The 20,908-nt window shown below is 68.2% G+C and carries 16 protein-coding genes and 1 tRNA gene; 8 read left to right on the forward strand and 9 right to left on the reverse strand.

Annotated elements, in window-relative coordinates; all coding sequences use genetic code 11:
• Nucleotides 1-177: 177 nt before the first annotated feature.
• From QLH51_RS18860 to QLH51_RS18880, 5 genes are read right to left on the reverse strand one after another with little or no spacing between them, the layout of a single operon-like run.
• Complete coding sequence (locus tag QLH51_RS18860; RefSeq protein ID WP_125657282.1) at nucleotides 178-1,164, reverse strand: DNA polymerase III subunit delta'; 987 nt, start codon at nucleotides 1,162-1,164, stop codon at nucleotides 178-180.
• Nucleotides 1,161-1,787, reverse strand: a complete 627-nt coding sequence (gene tmk / locus QLH51_RS18865; RefSeq protein WP_125657285.1) for a dTMP kinase — start codon at nucleotides 1,785-1,787, stop codon at nucleotides 1,161-1,163. The genes QLH51_RS18860 and tmk overlap by 4 nt, the downstream gene beginning before the upstream one ends.
• Nucleotides 1,784-2,950: a D-alanyl-D-alanine carboxypeptidase family protein gene (locus QLH51_RS18870; RefSeq protein ID WP_125657288.1), complete on the reverse strand. Its 1,167-nt coding sequence runs from the start codon at nucleotides 2,948-2,950 to the stop codon at nucleotides 1,784-1,786. Before QLH51_RS18870 ends, tmk begins: the two co-directional genes overlap by 4 nt.
• Before the next feature lie 17 nt (nucleotides 2,951-2,967).
• Nucleotides 2,968-3,726: an SPOR domain-containing protein gene (locus tag QLH51_RS18875; RefSeq protein WP_125657291.1), complete on the reverse strand. Its 759-nt coding sequence runs from the start codon at nucleotides 3,724-3,726 to the stop codon at nucleotides 2,968-2,970.
• On the reverse strand, nucleotides 3,723-4,745 hold the full coding sequence (locus QLH51_RS18880; protein ID WP_125657294.1) for a lytic murein transglycosylase: 1,023 nt from the start codon (nucleotides 4,743-4,745) through the stop codon (nucleotides 3,723-3,725). The genes QLH51_RS18875 and QLH51_RS18880 overlap by 4 nt, the downstream gene beginning before the upstream one ends.
• A 117-nt stretch (nucleotides 4,746-4,862) precedes the next feature.
• Between QLH51_RS18880 and QLH51_RS18885 the strand changes: the two genes are divergently transcribed.
• Nucleotides 4,863-4,952 (forward strand) — tRNA-Ser (locus QLH51_RS18885).
• 394 nt (nucleotides 4,953-5,346) lie between these two features.
• On the forward strand, nucleotides 5,347-6,888 hold the full coding sequence (locus tag QLH51_RS18890; RefSeq protein ID WP_206428992.1) for an MFS transporter: 1,542 nt from the start codon (nucleotides 5,347-5,349) through the stop codon (nucleotides 6,886-6,888).
• Between the two features lie 226 nt (nucleotides 6,889-7,114).
• Here the strand turns inward: QLH51_RS18890 and QLH51_RS18895 are convergent, their stop codons facing one another.
• The 4 genes from QLH51_RS18895 to QLH51_RS18910 form a co-directional block, all read right to left on the reverse strand.
• The gene (locus QLH51_RS18895) at nucleotides 7,115-8,695 is read right to left on the reverse strand and encodes a thioredoxin family protein (protein ID WP_206428993.1); all 1,581 of its coding nucleotides are present in this window, start codon (nucleotides 8,693-8,695) and stop codon (nucleotides 7,115-7,117) included.
• Entirely contained in the window at nucleotides 8,692-10,845 is a 2,154-nt protein-coding gene (locus tag QLH51_RS18900) for a TonB-dependent siderophore receptor (protein WP_164516136.1), read from the reverse strand. Before QLH51_RS18900 ends, QLH51_RS18895 begins: the two co-directional genes overlap by 4 nt.
• Before the next feature lie 79 nt (nucleotides 10,846-10,924).
• Nucleotides 10,925-11,221: an OsmC family protein gene (locus tag QLH51_RS18905; protein WP_241217917.1), complete on the reverse strand. Its 297-nt coding sequence runs from the start codon at nucleotides 11,219-11,221 to the stop codon at nucleotides 10,925-10,927.
• A complete protein-coding gene (locus QLH51_RS18910; RefSeq protein WP_241217918.1) occupies nucleotides 11,218-12,045 on the reverse strand; it encodes a hypothetical protein in 828 nt (275 codons plus the stop codon). The genes QLH51_RS18905 and QLH51_RS18910 overlap by 4 nt, the downstream gene beginning before the upstream one ends.
• A 541-nt stretch (nucleotides 12,046-12,586) precedes the next feature.
• On the opposite strand from QLH51_RS18910, the gene QLH51_RS18915 reads away from it, so the two are divergent.
• The 6 genes from QLH51_RS18915 (at nucleotide 12,587) to QLH51_RS18940 (ending at nucleotide 20,661) form a co-directional block, all read left to right on the forward strand.
• Nucleotides 12,587-14,803: a TonB-dependent receptor gene (locus tag QLH51_RS18915; RefSeq protein WP_125657306.1), complete on the forward strand. Its 2,217-nt coding sequence runs from the start codon at nucleotides 12,587-12,589 to the stop codon at nucleotides 14,801-14,803.
• Entirely contained in the window at nucleotides 14,803-15,984 is a 1,182-nt protein-coding gene (locus QLH51_RS18920) for an ABC transporter substrate-binding protein (protein WP_125657308.1), read from the forward strand. Before QLH51_RS18915 ends, QLH51_RS18920 begins: the two co-directional genes overlap by 1 nt.
• The gene (locus QLH51_RS18925; protein ID WP_125657311.1) at nucleotides 15,981-17,015 is read left to right on the forward strand and encodes a FecCD family ABC transporter permease; all 1,035 of its coding nucleotides are present in this window, start codon (nucleotides 15,981-15,983) and stop codon (nucleotides 17,013-17,015) included. Before QLH51_RS18920 ends, QLH51_RS18925 begins: the two co-directional genes overlap by 4 nt.
• Nucleotides 17,015-17,782 (forward strand): ABC transporter ATP-binding protein, encoded by a 768-nt coding sequence (locus QLH51_RS18930; RefSeq protein WP_125657314.1) that lies wholly within the window; start codon nucleotides 17,015-17,017, stop codon nucleotides 17,780-17,782. Before QLH51_RS18925 ends, QLH51_RS18930 begins: the two co-directional genes overlap by 1 nt.
• On the forward strand, nucleotides 17,779-19,785 hold the full coding sequence (locus QLH51_RS18935) for a TonB-dependent receptor (protein ID WP_125657316.1): 2,007 nt from the start codon (nucleotides 17,779-17,781) through the stop codon (nucleotides 19,783-19,785). The genes QLH51_RS18930 and QLH51_RS18935 overlap by 4 nt, the downstream gene beginning before the upstream one ends.
• Nucleotides 19,786-20,124: 339 nt before the next feature.
• On the forward strand, nucleotides 20,125-20,661 hold the full coding sequence (locus tag QLH51_RS18940; protein ID WP_125657319.1) for an RNA polymerase sigma factor: 537 nt from the start codon (nucleotides 20,125-20,127) through the stop codon (nucleotides 20,659-20,661).
• The last annotated feature ends 247 nt before the right edge of the window (nucleotides 20,662-20,908 follow it).

The raw sequence follows: 20,908 nt of genomic DNA on the forward strand, positions 1-20,908 counted from the left end.
TCGCCAGAACAAGGCGGGTGATCGCAGGGGGAAGCGAGCGCTCAGGTTGGAAGCGCTGCCTGCCGCATACGTCGCCCCAGCGAAGGCCGGGGCTTCAAGCGGCTCCTGCTGCTCGCTATCACCGGGACATCCCAGCCTTCGCCGGGATCACGTCCGGTTCGTGTCGAGCAGGGTGGCCTAAGCGCTCCCGCGCCCCGGCGCCAGTCGGGCGATCAGGCCCGCCATCTCGAACACCGTCGTATCTGCGACCAGCGACAGCGCGGGGGCCATCGATGCCAGCGCGCGAGCCTGGTCATAGGCGTCGAGCGCGTCGCGGAGCGCCGGGCCGGTGCGGCGGCGGGCGGTGGCGGCGATCATTGCGGGAGCACGGTCGAGGAAGACGGCGTAGCGCGACTGCGCGGTCTTGCCCGCCAGCGCCTTCGCAAGGCGCGAACGGATGCGATTGTCGGGGTCGCCGGTGTCCGCGATCTCGGCCAGATCACGGTCGAGCGCGGCGACCGACAGGCCGGCATAGGCCAGCGCCCTGCCCGGCGAACCATCGGCGGCGGTGGCCAGCGCATCGACTTCGGCAGGGTCGATATCGGGCACCTGCGACCGGATGACCCTCGCCACGTCGGCGTCGCCGAGCGGGTCGAACCGCAACTGACGGCAGCGCGAGCGGATCGTCGGCAGCAGGCGTCCGGGCGAATGGCTGACCAGCAGGAAGATCGTGCCGACCGGCGGCTCCTCGAGATTCTTCAGCAGCGCGTTGGCGCCAGGGCGTTCGAGATCGTCGATCGCGTCGATCACGATCACCCGCCGCGACGACAGCGCCGGCTTGGTCGCGAACAGCGGTTGCAGCGTCCGGACCTGATCGATCCTGATGCTGCGGGCGATGTCCTGATCGGGTTTGTCGGGATCCTTGGGCAGGCGAACCAGTTCGCGGTAATCGGGGTGCGCGCCGGCCGCGATCAGCTGCGCGACGCGATGATCCTCGGCAATCTCACCACGCATCCGGCTGCGCCCGTCGATCGCGCCGGCGAGCAGCCGCAGCGCCATGTCGCGCGCGAAACCGCCCTTCCCCACCCCTTCGGGACCGGTCAGCAGCCAGGCATGGTGCAGCGACTCCCCTTCGGCAGCGGCGACGAACGCCTGCCGCGCGGCGTCGTTACCGATCGGCGTCATGGCAGAAGGTCGGCGATCGCACCGATCAGGCGCGCGGTGACGACCGTCAGCTCGCCCGAGGCATCGACCCGGCGCACGCGATCCGGCTCGGCGGTCGCGATGCGATCGAACGTCCGCGCGACCGAGCGGTGAAACTCCCTGCCCCGCGCGGCGAAGCGATCCGCCGCATCGCCATCGCGCGCCCACGCCCGCGCGTCGCCCTCCCCGCCGGGCAGGGTCAGGAGCAGCGTGCGGTCGGGCAAGACTCCGCGCGATCCGAAGGCGTGCAGCGCGAGGATCGCCGCATCGTCGATGCCCTGCGCGCCCTGATAAGCGCGCGTGCTGTCGACGAAGCGGTCGCAGATCACCCAGCTGCCGGCGTCGACCAGCGGCCGGATCGTCCTTTCGACATGGTCGGCCCGGGCGGCGGCGAACAGCAGCGCTTCGGCATGCGCGCTCCACCGGCGCACGTCACCCTGCATCAGCAACGCGCGGATCGCCTCCGCCCCTTCGCTGCCGCCGGGTTCGCGCGTCAGCACCGCGTGGATGCCGCGCCCCTCCAGCGCGGCAACCAGCGCGCGGGCCTGGGTCGACTTGCCGACCCCTTCCCCGCCCTCCAGCGTCAGGAAGCGTCCGGCGGTCAAGCGAACAGCGAGGTCAGGCTTGCCCAGACGCGACCGAAGAAGCCGGCCTCGGCCACATCCTTTTCGGCGACCAACGGCATGCGCTGTTCCCCGGTATCGGGCGATGCGATCACCAGGTCGGCGATATGCTGGCCCTTGGCGATCGGCGCCTTGATCGGGCCGGTATAGACGACCTTGGCGGTGATCGGGCTGTTGGTGCCCGCCGGCATCGTGACGGTCAGCGCACGCGGCGCGACCAGTCCGACGGTGGACGAATCGCCCAACTGGACCTCGGCGGTTTCGACCCGCTTGCCCGCCGCGACGATCGGGCGCGCGCGCCAGGCGCCGAAGCCCCAGTTCATGAACTTGACCGATTCGGCGATGCGCTGGTTCGAGCTGGTCAGCCCGGCCAGCACCATCACGAGGCGGCGGCCATCCTGTTCGGCCGATCCGGTGAAGCCATAGCCGGCTTCCTCGGTATGGCCGGTCTTGAGACCGTCGGCACCGCGGACGCGGCCGAGCAGCGGGTCGCGGTTCGCCTGAGTGATCGCGGCGCCCTCGCCCAGCGTTTTGCCCCAGGTGAAATCGGTCTTGGAGTAGAATTTCCTGTAGAGCTGCGGATGGTTCTGGATCGTCGCAGTCGCCAGCGTGGCGAGGTCACGCGCGGTCACATAGGTGCGCCCTTCGTCGGGCCATCCGTTCGACGTGCCGAAATGGCTGTTGGCGAGGCCCAGCTCCTTGGCCCGCTGGTTCATCAGGCCGGTGAACGCCTCTTCCGATCCGGCGATCTTTTCGGCCAGCACGACGCAGGCATCGTTCCCCGACAGCACGACGATGCCGTACAGCAGGTTCTCGACGCTGACATTCTCGTTCACCGACAGGAACATGGTCGATCCCGCCTGCGGGCCGTGCCACTTCTTCCACGTTTCGGGCGAGACCGTCGCAGTGTCGCTCAGCTTCAGTTCGCCCTTCTTGATCAGGTCGAACGCGACATAGGCGGTCATCATCTTCGCCATCGATGCCGGCGGCATCCGACGATCGGCGTCCTTGGCATACAGCGTCGCGCCCGACGACAGGTCGGTCATGAACGCGACCGGTGCCGGCGTGTCGAACGGCGGCGCGGCGGCGATGCCGGGCGTGGCGATGGCGATGGCGGCGATGCTCGAAAGTGCGATCTTACGCATGGGGCACGTGGTTCCGTTCAGTCCTGGGCGATGGTCCGGGCGTCGCCGAAGCCACGACGCGCGATGGCGGCACGGGCGGTTTCGGCAGCGGCTCGGGTGGCGAATGGGCCTGCCTGCACCCGGTACAGCCTGCCCGCCGAACGCACAACGCCATCCACCGATTTTGCGAGCGTCGCCGCCCGGGCCGCGTCGGAGAGGGTCGCGACCTGTACGAACCAGCGGCCGGCGCGCGCCGGCGCGGCCTGTTTCGGCGGGGCCGGACGGGGCGCGGGTGTCGGCGTGACGATCGTGGTCGGCCTTGCCGGCGGTGTCGGCATCGGCGCTGGCGGCGGCACCTCTACGGGCGTGGATTGCGGCAGCCGCCGGCGCAGCACGGCCAGCAGGAACGGCGGCGTGTCGAGCCGGGCGACGGTCGATCCGGTGCGGATCGCCACCTGTTCCGCCGGGGACGGCGCCGCCGGACGGATGCGGACCATGGCCGTCGTCGTGCTGCACAGCGCCCTGCCCGCAGCCGACGACAAGGCGCCGAATTCCCGACCGGTCGCCGCCGCATAGGGCTGCACCTCGACGACGATCGTCTTCCCGCTATCGAGATCGGTAACTTCGGCGAAGCTGCCGGTCGGCAGCGTCCGGTGTTGCAGGACCTGCTGCGCCCCCGGCCCGCCTGCGACCAGAACCGGGCCGACCTCGTCGAGGCGCTGTTCGTGGATGACGGGCGGCGGTGCGCTCCCCGCCTGCCCCCCACCGGCGAGCATGAGCAACGCCAACGCCGTCATTGCGCCACCGCATCCGCCAGCAGGCCGACCGACAGCGCATAATAGTTCGAGCAGTTGTAATCGAGTATCACCCGGTAGTTGCCGGTCAGCAGATAGGCGGTCTCGCCCGGGCCGTCGGGTTCGATCAGCGTCGCCTGGATCGTCGCGTCGAGCCGACGCCCGTCGCTGGCGGTGACGCCCAGCGCCTGCCATTCGGCGAGCGAGCGCCACTGGCTATGGCGTTCGAACACCCGCGGGCAGCGTGGCGACAGCGAGCGTGGCGTCAGGATCGAGCGGTCGAAGCCGGCGGGAACGCGGACGGCGAATCCCCAGGGCTGACCCTTGCGCCAGCCTGCATCGACGAAATAATTGGCGATCGACGCCAGCGTATCGGCCTCGTTCGACCAGATGTTGGCTACGCCGTCGCCATCGCCGTCGCGCGCCACGCGCAGATAGATCGATGGCAGGAACTGCGGATAGCCGAACGCGCCGGCCCAGCTGCCCTTCAGCCGCTCGCGCGGCACGCCTCGGTCGATCATCTTCAGCGTCGCGATGAACTCGGGTTCGAACAGCGTCCGCCGCCGCCCTTCATATGCGAGCGTCGCGAGGCTGCGCGGCAGGTCGAAGTCGCCGGTATAGCTGCCGTAATTGGTTTCATGGCCCCAGATCGCGACCATGATCTGTTCGGGCACGCCGGTCTCGCGCTCGATCGACGCGAGCCGCGAACGCTGCGCGGCATAGGCAGTCCGCCCGCGGTTGATCCGCGCGGCATCGACGTGGCGCTGGCGATAGGGGGCGAAGCGCGACACGGTGGTGGTGTTCGACGCGCCGGGCTGTTGCCGGTCGAGTTCGACGACGCGCGGATTGTAGGTCAGCGTCGGCAGGACGGCATCGATCGTCCGCGCGCTGACCCCCTGCGCCCGCGCCCGTACCGCAACGTCCTGCAGATAGGACTGGAACCCTGCGGCATCCTGCGCCGACGCCGAAGCCCCGGCCATCAGGGCGAGAACGACGGCAACCCCTGCCTTGGCAATACGCATCACAACCGGACTCCCGTTTCACCCCGGGTATTGGCACAGCACAGGAACGGGATGAAGCCCCCGTCGCGACAAAGGCTTGCGCACGGCGGCGATCTTGCCCAATGCGGCCCGCATCGCGGAAGAGTGGCCGAGTGGTTTAAGGCACTGGTCTTGAAAACCAGCGACGGTGCAAGCCGTCCGTGGGTTCGAATCCCACCTCTTCCGCCAATGCGTCGTGCCAGCAGGGCTGGTACGGTTCGATTTTTGATTATCGTCAATGGCTTGCGCACAGCGCAAGTGTCGATAGACGCGCAGAACGCTCTGTATATCGCTCCGGTGCCAATACGCGCGTCTCTGTTCTTGAAAAGCGAACCAACAGGGCAATCCAAGGGTAGACGTTCAAAGCGCTCTCCCCCTTTCCTCACTCCCGCCATTCGTTCGTCCCGGCCATTGGTCATCAGCCTCGCACCGGAATCGTTCACCGGCCGGGAATAACAGGTGGGGGACTGTCCGCTCTCGGACGGCGAATAGCGTATGACGGCGTTGCACGACCACAACGTCCTTAACGTCGCCGTTCATGCGAGCTATCGCAGCGGCGGCCGGGGGTATCAGGATGGGTTCGATGAAAAGCACGTTGTCGGATCGTCGGGCGGTCTGGGCGTTCATTGCCGGCTGTATCGCGGTTACCGCCGGTGTCGTTGCGCATCTGCCGATGTTCGCGATGGCGCGTTCGATGCATTATCGTTTGGCCGGCATGCCGATGGACAATCTCATGCTCGGCGGCATGGTGCTGATCGTCGTGGGTACGTTGGTGGCGGCCTATGGGCTGATGCCGCGTAACGTCGGCGCACAACAGGCCGCTGCTGCGCAGATCGAGGTTGCCGCGCCGGAGGATGCGCCGCTTGGGCCCGCGCATTGGGGATTGATGGCAGTTCTGGTCATCGCTCTGGTAATCGACGTGATGAAGCCCGCTTCGCTGGGCTTCACCGTGCCCGGCATGATCTCCGAATATGGCGTGCCGAAGACGACGGTGTCGCTGGTCCCGTTCTTCGCGCTGGCGGGCACCGTCACCGGGTCGGTGCTGTGGGGATGGATCGCCGACGTCTATGGCCGCAAGGCGTCGATCCTGCTGTCTGCGGTGATGTTCGTCGGCACGTCGATCTGCGGTGCGATGCCGAGCCTCGCGTGGAATATCGCGATGTGCTTCATGATGGGCGCGGCGGCGGGCGGCATGCTGCCCGTCACCTACGCGCTGCTCGCCGAGATGATGCCAAGCCGCCACCGTGGCTGGAGCCTCGTGCTGGTCGGCGGGCTTGGCGCGGTGGGGGGCTATTTCGCTGCCAGTGGCATGTCGGCGATCCTGCAACCGATCTTCGGATGGCGCATCCTGTGGCTTGCCAACCTGCCGACCGGGCTGACGCTGGTCCTGCTGGGCGCGCTGATCCCGGAATCGGCCAAGTTCCTGCTGGCGCGGGGCCGCATCGCCGAAGCAGAGGCGGTCATGCGGCGGTTCGGCGCGACCGCGCGCACGGCACCGGTACCGATCGTCGCCCGTGCCGGCGGATCGCAGGCGCTGCGCGGTGCCAGGCTGTACGGCAAGCTCGCCGCACTCAGCATCTGTGCGTTGTCGTGGGGCCTCATCAATTTCGGGCTGCTGCTGTGGCTCCCCGCCGATCTGGTCGCCAAAGGCTATTCGGTCGGCGTGTCGAGCCGCCTGCTCGCCGAAAGCGCGCTGATCGCGTTTCCTACCGTCTTCGTCGCGGCACTGCTTTACAGCCGGTGGAGCACGAAATGGGCGTTGGCGACGATGATCGCGCTGACCCTGGCCGGGCTGTTGCTGGTGCTGCGCCTCGAACTGGCGGGCAGCGGCAGTCCGGTGCTGCCCGTCGCGCTGCTCATCGTCGGCAGTAACGGCATCATCGCCATTGTCCTGCCCTATGCAGCCGAAAGCTTTCCACTGCGGGTGCGTGCGCGGGCGACGGGCTGGGTCGCGGCCTGTACCAAGGCAGGCGGCCTGTTCGCACAGGCACTGACGATCAGTGGCATCACGCTGTCGATGGGTACGTCGTCGCTGCTGGTGATGGTGCCCACCGCGCTATCGCTTGTGCTGGTGGCGTGGTTCGGCCGCGAAACCCGCGGTCGCGATCTGCGCGATCTTGAATGAGACGGTCGCCCTCGTGCAGCGGTGCGGTCGCTGAACGAACCGCTCACCCGGATGACGTTACCATCAGGTTCGGACAGTCTCGATCTGCGCGCCGCGGCGGCGTCGCTCCCGTCCGGCCGATCGGAGCGGCGGAGCGGGCCACCACGCTCTCGATCGCGGCGATCCAGCCCGCGCGGGCAGGCGATTTCCAGTCGCCGGGGTCGAGCGATAATACCGCGACGGTCCATCAGGCGACGCCCGGCGGGAGCCAGTTGCGGCACGCCGAAGCAACCGCCGGATCGCGTTGTGCCGAACAACTTTTCTCGCCAACGGCGCGCAGCCGGGCCAGCGTCGCGTTGCCGTTCTGCCCGGCGCTCCATGTCGCCAGTGCCTTGCCCAGTTTTTCGAGGCGCATCCGGGTTCGTTGCCGATATCCCTCCGGTTGGCTGGCCAGTTCGCGGATGACCGCGCCGGACGCCTTTTCGATCGCGGCATGATCGACGGGCGCGAGGCGCAGCAGTCCCTCGACATAGGTCACGCCCCACTGCACCCGACTGGCCGGGCCTTCGGACGTTTCGTAGCCCCGCCGCAGCCAGTCGATCGCCTGCCGCCGGTCGCCCCGCGCCTCGGCCAGTTCGGCGAGCGCCGGCATGTAGTAATAGGGGGTGCGCGATCGTTTGAGTTCGGCTTCCAGCAGTCGCCGCGCTCCGGCCGGATCGCCGGCATCGGCGAGCAGGTGCGCCGCGCCGCTGATGACTGCCTGCCGTTCATAGGGGCTGGTGACGCTGCGATCGGCCCATGCGACCCGTTCGCGCACTTTGGCCAGCAACGCGGCGGGTGGTGGCGCGGCTCGGCCGGCACGATCGCGGTACAGCGCGACCGCCGCGTCGACCGATGCGAGCCGCTCCGACGCGACAAGCCGGGTGTCCGCGAACAGGCCATCCAGTGCCCCGACGATCGCGTCGCCGATCCGCTGCCGATCCGCTTCTCCGGCGGGTGCCGCGCCGTTGGCGAGTTTCGCCGCGCCATGGGATAGCGAGGCGCGGTTGGCCCGGACCTCTGCGGGATCGGCAAGTACCGCCGTCAGTGCCTGGCGCAGGCGGCCGCTTTCCGCGGGTGATAGAGGCGGGGCGGTATCGGGGCGGACGGTTTGCATCTGTAGCAGGAACTGGCGTTGCAACCGGGCATCGGGGGCGGCGGCCGCCAACGCGGCCAGCGTCGTCGCGGCAGCGGCCGATCGGCTCGGATCGTGCCACCCGCCATATCCCGCGAGCAACATCCAGTCGTCGTTCGACAGCGATTGCGGCGCGGACCGGACGCGCCGCAGCAGCGTATCGACATTGCCGGTGCCGCGATGGACCGCATCCAGTGCCGACGCGACCTGAGCGGGATCGCCGGTGCCCGACAGCCGCGTCACCTCGCTCCGATCGGCACGCAGCAGGATCAGCGTCGGATAGCCGGTGACGCCGAACCGTTCGCCCCATGCCTGTGCGCCGGGCGTATCGCCGTCCAGATAGACGGGGATGACGTCGCGTGTCCTGCCGATGAAGTCGGGGTTGCGGAACAGTCCGGCCTTCAACTGATTGCAGGGCGGACACCACACCGCCCCCCAATAGAGCAGCACCGGCTTGTTCTGTTCGCTCGCCTCCGCAAACGCATCGGCGACGTCGCCGTGACGCCACGCAATCTCGGTGGCGGCGCTTGCCGTCTTCGGTGGCGGCGGCGACCGGTCCTCGCCGCCACAGCCCGACAGCACGAGCAGCGTGGCGGCGGCAAGATACGTCCGGTAGCGTGAGGACATGCGGGCGTCCATGTCGTGCCGGGTCATAGCGAAACCTTCAGGTCGATGCTGGCGGTGCGCGGTTGCCCCGGCGACAGCGAATAGCAGCAGGTGCTGGTCCCGCTGTTCCAGTAGCGGGTGTCGAACAGGTTCTGGACCTGTCCGCGCAGCGTCAGTTCGCGCCCGCCGAGCCGGAAGCGATAGTCGCCGCCCAGCGTCGCCAGCCAGACGTCGGGGGTGTAGACGGTCCAGTCGCGGGGCTGGTTGTTGAAGATCGCGGCCTTGCCCTGATAGCGGACCAGCGCCCTGAGGCCGACGCCTGGCAGGAAGGCGGGGTCGTAGGACGCGTCGAACACCGCCGTCACCCGTGCGACGCCGTGCAGTTGCCGTCCGATCAGCCAGCGATTGTTGGCCCGTTCGTGCGTGCCGTCGACGAAGGTCGTCGACGCGCCGAGCGATACGGTGGGTACGGGTACGACCCGCGCCGACACCTCGATCCCCTGATAGCGTTCGATCCCGTCCTGCACGAGCCGGTTGTCGTCGGTGACGAAGTTCGCCCCGCGGTCGAGCCGGAACAGCGCGACGTTGCCGGAGAACCGGTCCCATTCCCATTTGGCGCCGACTTCATACTGGCGACTGGCCAGCGCGGGCAGGATGTCGCCGACATTGTCGTACAGGTTGCTGACGATCGTCCCTTCGGACAGCGCCTGGATATAGCTGCCGTAAAATGTCAGCGCCGAACCGGGGCGATAGAGCAGCGCGAAGGTCGGCGTGACACCGTCGGTGCGATAGTCGCTGGTGCGTTGCTGGCTGCGCCACGCCCATGCACGCGAATGATAGTCGGTGTAGCGCGCGCCGGCGATCACCGACACCGTGTCGGCGATGGTGATCGTGTCGCTGACGAACGCCGATTTCTCCTCGTTCCAGCCCAGCGGCCGGATTTCGAGGTCGCGACGGTCCTCATAGGTCCAGCCGGCGAGGACGGGGCGGAAGATGTTGCTGCCCGCCTGAAAGGTCGCAAGATTTTCGGCATGACGGCCCAGGCTGTCGCGCCAGTCGAGCCCGAGATTGAGCTGGTGCGCGAGGCCGAAGGTAGCGAACTTCCCCTCGACGAACACCGAACCCAGACGGTTGCGGTACACGTTGCGCCCGTTGAACAAGCGCAGCGAATAGTCCCCCGCCTGGTTCAGCAGCAGGATCCGTTCATAGGGTAGCCGGTGGTCGTTGCCGACCTGTCCGCCGGTCAGACGGACATACCATTCGGGGTCGACCTGCCACGTCAGGCTGGTGACCGCGGAATACAGGCGCCCGTCGGTATAGGTATCGCGCGAGGCGAAGCGTGTCCGCCCGCTGACCGGGGCTGGAACCACCCGGTCGCGATAGGTCGGCACCGCCGGGCTGGCGTTGCCGCCGACCACGAAGCTCGGCTCGGCGCCGTCGATCTGGTTGCGCTGGTAGAAGGCATCGGCGCGCCACACGATATCGGGCGTGAGGTCGACGCGCAGTCCGATCGATGCGCCTTGTCGCAGGATCTCGCTGTCGGCATAGGTCCGGCCGAACTCCTGGACCGCGTTCAACCGGAACCCGACCGGCCCGACAGTGTCGCCGATATCGACATGCTGCCGGAACAGCGCCGCCGACTGCCACCCGACGCTGATATTCGCGAGCAGCGTCTCGGTCGGCTTCTTGGTGACGAAGTTGATGACGCCACCCGGCGCGGCATAGCCGTAGATGAAGCTGCCGGCACCTTTCAGCAACTGCACCTGCTCGATGAACTCGGGCGGGGTGTCGGCCCCCTGCGAATCGCGCAGCGGCACGCCGTTGTAGAGCTGTGTCCGTACCGCCGCGCCCCGCACCGTCACCCATTGCGAATGGATGTTGTAGCGGCTGCCGCCGTCGCGGGTCACGCTGGCGTCCCCGACGAAATAGTCGGCGGTGGTCAGCGTGCGCAGTTCCTCGATATCGTCGCTGTCGACGCTGCTGATCGAGAACGGCGTTTCGAGGTTCGAGCGGGTGCCGAGCGCACCGCCGCTGATTTCCTTCTGCTGCTTGCGGCCGTTGACGATGATGTCCGCGTCGGGACTGTCCTCCGTTTCCGCGGTGTCGGCGCGGGGTGGTGTGCCAGCGACCGGTTCGGCAAAGGCGGACGGCACGGCTACGAATGCGGTTGCCGCCAGCAGGAAGGCGCAGTTCTTCATGATTCCCCCAGGGATATGATGTGGCGTCGGCACCGCTTGCGGTGCAGATCGCAGACGGGCGCGTGCCCGTGCCGGTGCTTCAGCGCGCGGCGGTAGCCGTCTGTGGTTCGTAGCGGCCGCGTACGATCCGGCCGGCGATCGGCTGCGGATCGCGCAACAGGTTGTAGATCGGGCAGGACGCCTCGACCGCGTCGCGCAATCCATCGATCCGCGCTGCCGGCTCGGGCGATGCGATCGCCACGGTATAGGCGATGTCGCGGAACCGTACCGCCGCCGCCCCGTCGCCGCGCGGTGGCAGGATCGCACGGGTACGCACCTCCAGACCATCCAGCACGATGTCGCGTTTCGCGGCCTCGATCTCGAAGATATGGGTCATGCAGGTCGCGAGCACGCCGACCAGATGCTCCTCGACCGTCGGGGCAAGGCCATTGCCCGCGCGATCCGCACGGCTGTCGTGCAGGATGTGGTACTTGCCTTTCCGGTCCGGGTGGTGCGCAGCCCGCTGTGGGGTTCGATCCGGGCATGGGCGCGAAGGCCGGTCGGCGGCGTCGCAGTACCGGCGGCGGCGGCCTGCGCCAGTCGGGCGATCGCCTGTCGCTTTTCGACCAGGAAGTCGCGCAATCCGGGCGGCGTTCCGGGCTCGGGTCGCGCCGCGCTGGCGGTCAGCGCGACCGGGCCGTGGGCGATGGCCTGCGGATCGCGTACCGCCGCCAGCACCGGCGAGGCCCGCTCGACATCGCGCCCGAGGGCGTCGAGATCGGCGACGCTTGCCGGGGACGCGATATAGGCGGTGTAGGCAAGGTTGCGGGGATAGGACACCTTGCGCGTGCGGGCGACCTCGGGGGCGTCGGGGCGACTGGTCAGGACGATGTCGATCGCGTCGACGGGCAGCTTGCGCCGTGCCGCCTGGGTCGCGAATTCGTCGGCCAATGCGCTGGCCAGCACCGCCGCGAACGTATCCCACGATCCCGCGCCCAGGTCATAGCCGGCATAGCCGCGGTCGCTATCGCTCAGATACTGGAAATCGCCGATCCGCAGGCGTCGTACGCCCGAACGGCTTTCCGCCGTGGCCCGCGTTTCGATGACCTGCTCCGCATCGGGGATTGCCTGGGCCGCCCGACGGCGGGCCAGTACCTGCTCGAGCGAAGGGGCGACATCCGGTTCGATCGCGAAGGTCGGCGACGGGATGGTTGCCAGCATGGCGATGCCGGCCAGGATGGAGATCCCTATCCGATGGGATCCTCGTTCGTGTCGTACGGCGCGCGGCCGCAATCGGTTCGGCATGACCCGTTCCCCCCAATGATTCTGATCTGGCGCGGCGGCCCTCTCCCCGGACCGATGCATGGCCGTCGCGGCCCCGTCTGGGTGGCTCGCAAACCCGGCAAGCTTAGGTCGCCGACCGGGTTACCGGAACAAATCATATCTATCAGGTAGGAATAAGCAGGATTGGTGTCGCCCGACTGGTTTCGAGCGGATATGCCATCACGCGATGCTGGAGGGAGGCGGCGCCTTTTCCGAAAAGCGTCGCTGCAAGGGTCGCGGGTGCAGCCCGTGCAGGCCAAATGGTGTGTCGAAGCGATGCGGTGCATCTGACACCAAAATAGGGAACGGTTCAGCTATCAGCTGACGTCGGGAACTGGGCAAGGTTCAACCGCACCACCAATTCCCGGTTGCAAAGCGTACGTGACGTTATATCATTATATTTGAATATGGCGGCGGAACTCGCTGCCGGGGGTTTACGATGACTGGAAAAATGATGGGGCGGGTCGGCCTGCTACGGCTGCTGCGTACGGGCGGTATGGTGGCATTTGCTGTTGGAACGACGGCACCCGCTCGTGCGCAGGCGGTAGACGAAGACGAAGAACGCGCCGAGATCGTCGTCACCGCGACGCGCACCGGACAGCGGCTGGTCGACGTGCCGGCCGACGTAACCGTGAAGGACATCGACACGCTTCGGCGTGACGGCTTTACCTTCGGAACCGACGAGTTTCGCGGCGTGCCGGGCGTGTCCTTCCGTCGCGGCGAGGGTGATGGCGACGAATTCCCCTATGTCTCGATCCGCGGATCGAACGGGACCGAGGGCTATCTGACGCTCATCGACGGGATGCCGTTCGATCTCAATGAAGAAGGCGCGCTCGGGATTGTCCCCTACCCCGCCCTGTCACGGGTCGAGGTGGTGAAGGGGCCGGCGTCGGCGCTGTATGGTCGCGGCGCGCTGTATGGCGCGGTCAATTACATCACGCGCGCGCCGGGCGCCGACCGGATCGAGGTGGCGGCAACCGGCGGCAGCGACGATTATTACCGCGGCGAACTGGCGGTATCGCGCCGGATCGGCGACGATCTCGGACTGATCGCGACGGCGGCCTATGAGGATTACGGCGGCTGGCGCGAGAATGGCGCACGGCGGCAGTTGAACCTGTTCGCCAAGCTGACATGGGCGCTGGACGCGCGCACCGACGTGTCGCTGTACGGCACCTATCTCGATCGCCGGTCGGAGACGCCGAGCGTCCTGCCACTCGATGCCACCGGCCGCCCGATCGCCGTGATCGGCGGGCGGCGCGCGTTCAACGGCTATGGCAATCCGCGTTCGGTGGCCGAGGGCGGGCTGGGCGCGATCCGTGTCGAGCATCGCGCAAGCGACGCGCTGACGCTGACCGCGACCGGCCAGTATCGCAAGTTCGACTTCGACAACCGGTTGAACTTCTACGACCCGTTCGGCTTCGCACCGCAGCGCGGCATCTTCGGCATCAACGGTTTCTACGGTGCGCAGAAGTTCGATGTCGGCTATGGCGAATTGACCGCGCGCTACGAGGCCGGCGCGCACCGCATCGTAGCCGGCGTCACCGGGGAGCGCGCCTTGTCGCGCGCCGACAATCGCTGGTCAGGGCAGAACGGCTTCACGTCCGCCTGCGGCTTCACCTTCTATTCGGTCGAGATCGATTACGTGCGCGGCGGCGTGGCGAATGCGGGGGCGCCGTGCTTCGTCGTCGATGATCCGCTCAGCCGCAACCGCCTCGTCACCACTTATGTCTCGGCCTTCGTGCAGGACGAGATCGCCCTGTCGGAGCGCCTGTTCCTGACCGTCGGCGGCCGGTACGACCGGTTCCGGCGCACCGCGCGCTTCTTCCCCATCGCGGGCAAGTTCGACGGATCGCAGGACGCCGCGACCGCCAGCGCGGTTTCGCCCAAGGCGGCGCTGTCGTGGCGCTATGGCGGGGGACAGGTCTATGCCTCCTATGGCCGCGGCTTCAGTTCCAATTTCGGTCCGACGTTCGAATGGAACGCCGACCAGTATGCGCGCCCCGAACAGCGCCCGACGACGCTCGACAGCGTAGAACTGGGCTGGAAGGGCCGCGCGCTGGACGATGAGCTGGGCTTCGCGCTGACCGGCTTCTGGTCGATCCAGCGCAACCGCCGCGCGATCATTCCCAATCCGGCGGCGGCGACCGATTTCACGCAGCCCACGAACCTCATCACCTATGGCGACCGCTACGAGAGCAAGGGGATCGAGGCGGCGCTCGACATCCGCCCGCGCGACGGCACCTCGGTGCAGATCCAGTACACGCATGTCGCGCCGCGCTGGAAAGACTATGCCGTGCAGGAGTTTGCCGGCCCGCTCGACCTGTCGGGCAAGACGCCGACCGGGATCGCGCCTAACATCGTCTATATCGCGGGCGAACAGCGCATTGCGCCGTGGCTGTCGGCGCGCGGCATCGTCGAATGGTATGACGACTATCAGATCACCGCGGACAATCGCGTACAGGGCGGCGGCTACACGCTGGTGACGCTGGGTGCGCGGGTCCAGCCGGCCGCGTGGAAGGGCCTGTCGCTCGATCTCACGGTGCTGAACGCACTGGACGAGCGCTACGGCTTCTTCTTCGGCGGCACGACCGCGCCGACCTATGCGACGCCGGGGCCGCCGCGACAGGTCCGCGCGACGCTCAGGACGGCGATTTGATGCGGGTGCTCGTGCTGGTGCTGGCGCTGGCGCTGCTCGCCGGTTGCGACCGGGCGCCGGATACGACGGCATCGCAGACGGCCGTCGCGGGCCGCGAGATCGCGATGCCGTTCGCCAAGACGTTCCGCGTGGTCGACCGCGACGGCTACCGGGTCGTCGACCTCAAGGCATCGGTGGTGAGTTGGGGCGGCGATGCGGTCGGCGAGGAGCAGTTCCGGCGGCTGGTGCTGGTACCGCGCGGGAACACCGCGCCGCCGCTGACGGGTGATCTCGCGGGCGCGACGCTGATCCGCACCCCCGTGATGCGCATCGCCAGCAACACCGCGTTCCACGAGGCGATCACGAAGGCACTCGACATCAACGATCGGCTGGTGGCGGTCGGCGGGGTCAAGTCGTGGGACGACGCCCTGCGCGCGCGCGTCCGCGCCGGACAGGTGCGCCAGATCGGCTATGGCTGGCACAGCCCGCCCGATCTCGACGCGCTCGTCGCCGCGAAGCCCGAAATGCTGCTGATGAGCATGGAGGACATGAAGAGCGTTGGCGCGATGCCGCGCATCGCCGCGCTGGGCGTACCAACAGTGCCGGTCTTCGCCGAGAACGAGCCGGACTATATGGGCCGCGTCGATTACGTCCGGCTGGTCGGGATGCTGACCGGTCGGGAGCGCGAGGCGAACGCATTCGCCGACATGGTGGCCCGCAACGTCGCTGCGCTGAAGAAGGCGGCCGCCGCGCAACCGACCCGATCGGTCATGTCGGCCTGGTTCGCCGGGGGCGACCGGTGGAACCCGACGATCCGGAATGCCGACGCGAAACTGTTGCGCGACGCCAACGGCCGCAATCCGTTCGAGGAACCCGACGATCCGCGCAAGGACAGCTTCAACCAGATCTCGACCGAGCAGTTGATCGCGCAAGGGGCCGATGCCGACTGCTGGATCCTACGCGACACGCATTCGCTGCCGTTCCGCGACGTCGCCGTCCTGCGCCGCTTCAAGGCGTATCGCGAAGGCTGCGTGTTCGCGGGCGACGGGATGTACAAGCCGCCGGCGGACGCCTTCGACTTCTACGAAACGGGCTTCATCCGGCCCGATCTGGTGCTGGGCGACATCGTGCGAATGCTGCATCCGCCGCTCAGGACCGAACCGTTCCGCTACATCCGCCCCGATACGAAGGTGCCGCGATGACGCCGGCGATCCGGAGCATGATCGGCGGCGCGGCGTTGCTCGTCGTGTTGCTGGCCGTCGCGCTGTTCGCCCTGTCGTGGGGAACGATCGGGATCGGTTTCGGCGACATGCTGGCGGCGCTGGTCGGGCGCGGCGATCCGGGGACGGCGCAGATCGTCACCGGGTTGCGCCTGCCACGAATCGTGACCGCGATCGTCGCCGGCAGCGCACTAGGACTGGGCGGCGTGCTGATGCAGGCGCTGTTCCGCAATCCGATGGCCGACGCCTGGTCGCTGGGGCTGACCGCGGGCGGGCAGCTCGGCGTCGCCCTGCTAGTCACCGCCGCGGCCTTTTCCGGGCCGCAAGCCGTGTCGTTCCTGCGCGATTTCGAGGGGCCGTCGATCACGCTGGGGGCGATGATCGGCATCGGCGGCTTCGCACTGGCGATGGCCGCGCTCGCGCGCCGGGTGGGGACGGTGACCTTGCTGGTGGTCGGCCTGATGCTGGGCTTCACCGTACAGGGCATCGTCAGCATCGTGCTGCATTTCGCCAATCGCGTCGGCGGGCGGGTGTTTTCCGGTTGGAGCGACGGCAATTTCGCCAGCGTCACTACGGCGGACCTGCCGATGCTGGCGGTGCCGGTGCTGGCCGGCGTGGCGCTCGCGCTGATCAACGCCAAGCCGCTGACCGCGCTGCTGCTGGGCGAGACCTATGCGCGCAGCCTCGGCACCGACGTCACGCGCCTGCGCCGGCTGACGCTGGCGGCGGTGGTGCTGCTGGTCGCGCCCGTCACCGCCTATTGCGGGCCGGTGACGTTCGTCGGACTGATCGTGCCGCATCTGGCGCGCGCCATCGCCGGCACCGCGCGGATCCTGCCGCTGATGCCGCTCGGCGCGCTCGCCGGTGCGGTGCTGGCGCTGGCGGCGGACCTGGTCGTCCATGCGCCGTGGGAGCAGCATTTCCTGCACCTCAACGCCGTCCTCGCGCTGGTCGGCGCGCCGGTGGTGATCGCGCTGCTGATCTTCTCGCTGACGATGCGGGGGCAACGCTGATGCTGCGGCTGCAATCGTTGTCGGTCGGCTATGGCGCGCCGCGCGGCATCGTGCTCGCCGATCTCGACGTGACCGTGCCGCCGGGCAGCTTCGTGTGCGTGCTGGGGCGCAACGGTGCGGGCAAGTCGACGCTGATGCGCACGATCGCCGGGCTGCAACGCGCGGTCGGTGGTGCGGCGCTGCTGGGGGACGAGGATATCGCGGCGATGCGCCCGCAGGCGCGCGCGCAGCAGGTCGCGGTGGTGCTGACCGAGCGCACCGCCAGCCCCGGCTTGACCGTCGACGACGTGGTATCGATGGGCCGCCAGCCCTTCACCGGCTGGCAGGGGCGGCTGGCCCCCGACGACCGGACGCGTGTAGCGGACGCGCTGGCGATGGCCGGGGTGATGCCATTCGCGGCGCGGTTGTTCGACGACCTGTCCGACGGCGAGCGCCAGCGCGTGATGATCGCGCGCGCCATCGCCCAGTCGCCCCGGCTGATGATCCTCGACGAGATCACCGCCTTCCTCGACCTGCCCGGCCGGGTCGAGACGATGGCGCTGCTGCGCGATCATGCCCGGGCGACCGGGGCGATCGTGCTGTTGTCGAGCCACGACCTCGACCTGTCGTTGCAGCTGGCGGACGGCATCTGGCTGCTCGACGGTGCCGGCGGCCTTGCGGTCGGCACCGCGCCCGACCTGATCCGCGCGGGTCATGTCGGGCGTGCGTTCGACACCGATGCGGTGCGGTTCTCGCCCACGCTCGGCCGCTTCGAGCTGGTCGGGTGAAGGCGGCACTGCTGCTGCTCGCATGCGCGTCGGCACCGGGATGGGCACAGGAGACCCAGCCATCGGCGCCGTCCTCCGAACAGGGCGCGCAACCGGGACCGACCGTCGCGACGTCGCCGGAGGCGCCTGCGGCTCCTGTCCTCCCGACGACCGGCCGTGCGGCCGAAAATGCCGTCCGACAGGCGGAGGATGCGTTCGGATACAGCGTCGGGCGCGAGACGCTCGGCCTGTACTCCTCGTCCAACGTGCGCGGCTTTTCTCCCTTCCGGGCCGGCAACGTGCGGATCGAGGGGCTGTACTTCGATCCGTACCTCACGCTCATCCAGCGGCTGCGCCTGTCGACCAGCATCCGGGTCGGCCTGTCGGCGCAGGGCTATCCGTTTCCCTCACCGACCGGCATCGTCGACTACAGCTTCCGCAAACCCGGCGACGTGGCGGGCCTGTCCGTGCTGGCGAGCGGTGACAGCTACGGCAACGCCGGCATCGAGGCGGACGGCGCCGTACCGCTGTCGCGGACGCTCAGCCTAGGTTTCGGCGCGCAGGCGTCGCGCAACGACTTCTACAACGGCACGACGAGCTGGTCGCACAACGAGGCGGTGTCGCTGCGCTGGCGACTATCGCCCGACATCGAGATATTGCCGTTCTGGGCGCGCAGTCAGGTCCATGACGATGAGGCTGGTCCGATATACGTGCCCGGCGGCGCCTATCTGCCGCCACGCATTCTCAGACGACGCTATGACGGCCCGGGCTGGAACGATTATGACAGCGTCGGCGGATTGCACGGTGTGCTTGCCACCGTGTCGCCGTGGCGCGACTGGACCGTGCGGGCCGGCCTGTTCCGCTCGCTCTACGACGATCGCTCGACCTTCGCGCATCTGCTGACCGATCTGACACCGGACGGGCGGGCGAACCGCCTCATCATCGCCGATCCGCGCAGCCGCTTCGTCTCGGCATCGGGCGAGCTTCGCGTCACCCGTTCGCTAGCCGAGGGGCCGCGGCTGCACGCCCTTCACCTGTCCCTGCGCGGGCGCGATCGGCGGCAGCGCTACGGCGGCTCCGACGTCCTTGCCTATGGACCGACCTCGATCGGCGAGACATTCCGCCCGCCCGAACCCGACTACGCCTTCACGGACCAGACCCGCGACCGGGTACGGCAAGCGACATACGGCATCGCCTATGACGGCCGCTGGCGCGACGTCGGCGAGTTGAGCTTCGGCCTGTCCCGGACCGACTATGCCAAGCGCTTCTCGCTCCCGGCCGCCCCGCCGCTGGAGACGCGGTCGCGACCATGGCTGTGGAACGTCACCGGCGCAGCATTTCTTGGCCCACGGCTCGCACTCTATGCCGGCTACGCACGCGGGCTGGAAGAGAGCGGCATCGCCCCCGATAATGCCGTCAACCGCAACCAGCCGCTGCCCGCGATCCTGACCCGGCAGGTGGATGCCGGACTGCGTTACCGGCTGACCGATACGATCAAGCTGGTGGCCGGCGTGTTCGACCTGCGCAAACCCTATTATAATCTGGATGCCGCCAACCGCTTCGACCTGCTCGGCGACATCGTCAACCGCGGCGTCGAATTCTCGGTGGCGGGCGCCGTGACGCCCCGGCTGAACATCGTGGTCGGCGGCGTGCTGCTGGACCCACGCGTCACCGGCGAGGGCGTTGCGCTCGGCAGGATCGGGCCTCGCCCCGTCGGCATCGCGTCACGCTCGCTGGATTTCAATGCGGACTGGCGGCTGCCGGTCGACGGGATATCCCTCGATGCCGGCATCTCGAACACCGGTCGCGTGACCGCCACACGCGACAACAGTGTGTCGATCTCGTCACGGACGCTCGTCGACCTTGGCGCCCGCTATCGGTTCCGCGCGAACGGACGGGACTTCACGTTGAGGGGGGAGGTCCGGAACATCGGCAATGTCCACGGCTTCGATCTGGAGAGCGCCGGAGCCTACGACATCATCGCCGGACGCGTCGTCTCCGCGTACATCACGGTGGATCTGTGATCGCGCTCGGGAAGGTCGGTTTCGATCCGCCTCCGCGGTGATGGTTCGGCATCGATGCGTGGTTGGGAACAGCCCATCGAAGCTGTCGTCGCCGATCGCCGTTCCGAAACCCCGATGTCGTCGAAAAGCGTAAGGATGACGAGCTTGCGATCCTGCAGCCGGTTTCCGAACGGTAACAGGGGGCGCGGGTCGCAAGACGGTTTTCCCCTGCTTGCAGGAACTCGGATACAGGTGGTGACAGCGCGACCCGGTTTGCGGCACAAGGCCCGGCGGTGACAAACGAGGCGATCGCTTGGGGCAGGACTGTCGATCGACGCGTGACCCGGTGCGGGCGCTGACATGAGCGATGCCGAGCGGTCCGACGCGGACCTCGCCGTCGCCGCCACCGCCGGCGATGCCCCGGCGTTCGAGCAACTGCTGCGTCGCCATTACGATCGCGTCCACGGTCTTGCGTGGCAACTGACCGGCACGCGGGCCGATGCCGACGATATCGCGCAGGACGTGTGCTGCACGCTGGCCGAGCGCATCGGCAGCTTTCGCGGGGAAGCGAAGTTCACGACGTGGCTGTGCCGGATCGTGTTCAACGCCTGTCGCGACCATCGGCGCAGGCGGCGTTCCTTCCTCGGCCTGACCGGACGGCTCGCGGTACTGGCCGGACTGTCGCCGCCACCCGACGGCCGCGACCTGCATGATGCGATGTGGGTGCGCAGCGCCGTCGCGAAGCTGAAACCGGCGTATCGTGACGTCGTGATCCTGGTTGCCGGACAGCAACTGAGCCACGGCGAAGCGGCCGCGATCCTTGGCATCGCCGAAGCGACGGTCGCATGGCGGCTGCACAAGGCGCGGCGGATGCTGGGCGGCGGAGACGATGCGTGATCGCGCGCCGGGAGAAAAATGTTCGCAGGGTTCAAAGGAACCGCCGCGCAGCGACGTCGAAGGTACAGGCGGACGATGGTTTTCCGCCCTTGCCTGAGGAACCTGCCATGTCCCGATATCGTGCCCCGATCGCCATCGGCCTGACCGCGATGCTGCTCGCGTCCTGCGCGAAGCCGCAAGGATCGACCGCCATCGCGCCGCTGCCATCGAACGAGGATATGGCCGCAGTATCGCCCCCTCCCCCGCC

The organism is Sphingomonas sp. 2R-10 (assembly GCF_030062225.1).
Taxonomy (GTDB): Bacteria; Pseudomonadota; Alphaproteobacteria; order Sphingomonadales; family Sphingomonadaceae; genus Sphingomonas.

What these genes read in the sequence shown, in the direction of transcription:
- QLH51_RS18860 (WP_125657282.1), bottom strand. Translation starts at nt 1,164, where the DNA reads ATGACGCCGATCGGTAACGACGCCGCGCGGCAGGCGTTCGTCGCCGCT.
- QLH51_RS18870 (WP_125657288.1), bottom strand. Translation starts at nt 2,950, where the DNA reads ATGCGTAAGATCGCACTTTCGAGCATCGCCGCCATCGCCATCGCCACG.
- QLH51_RS18875 (WP_125657291.1), bottom strand. Translation starts at nt 3,726, where the DNA reads ATGACGGCGTTGGCGTTGCTCATGCTCGCCGGTGGGGGGCAGGCGGGG.
- QLH51_RS18880 (WP_125657294.1), bottom strand. Translation starts at nt 4,745, where the DNA reads ATGCGTATTGCCAAGGCAGGGGTTGCCGTCGTTCTCGCCCTGATGGCC.
- QLH51_RS18890 (WP_206428992.1), top strand. Translation starts at nt 5,347, where the DNA reads ATGAAAAGCACGTTGTCGGATCGTCGGGCGGTCTGGGCGTTCATTGCC.
- QLH51_RS18895 (WP_206428993.1), bottom strand. Translation starts at nt 8,695, where the DNA reads ATGACCCGGCACGACATGGACGCCCGCATGTCCTCACGCTACCGGACG.
- QLH51_RS18900 (WP_164516136.1), bottom strand. Translation starts at nt 10,845, where the DNA reads ATGAAGAACTGCGCCTTCCTGCTGGCGGCAACCGCATTCGTAGCCGTG.
- QLH51_RS18905 (WP_241217917.1), bottom strand. Translation starts at nt 11,221, where the DNA reads ATGACCCATATCTTCGAGATCGAGGCCGCGAAACGCGACATCGTGCTG.
- QLH51_RS18910 (WP_241217918.1), bottom strand. Translation starts at nt 12,045, where the DNA reads ATGCTGGCAACCATCCCGTCGCCGACCTTCGCGATCGAACCGGATGTC.
- QLH51_RS18915 (WP_125657306.1), top strand. Translation starts at nt 12,587, where the DNA reads ATGACTGGAAAAATGATGGGGCGGGTCGGCCTGCTACGGCTGCTGCGT.
- QLH51_RS18920 (WP_125657308.1), top strand. Translation starts at nt 14,803, where the DNA reads ATGCGGGTGCTCGTGCTGGTGCTGGCGCTGGCGCTGCTCGCCGGTTGC.
- QLH51_RS18925 (WP_125657311.1), top strand. Translation starts at nt 15,981, where the DNA reads ATGACGCCGGCGATCCGGAGCATGATCGGCGGCGCGGCGTTGCTCGTC.
- QLH51_RS18930 (WP_125657314.1), top strand. Translation starts at nt 17,015, where the DNA reads ATGCTGCGGCTGCAATCGTTGTCGGTCGGCTATGGCGCGCCGCGCGGC.
- QLH51_RS18940 (WP_125657319.1), top strand. Translation starts at nt 20,125, where the DNA reads ATGAGCGATGCCGAGCGGTCCGACGCGGACCTCGCCGTCGCCGCCACC.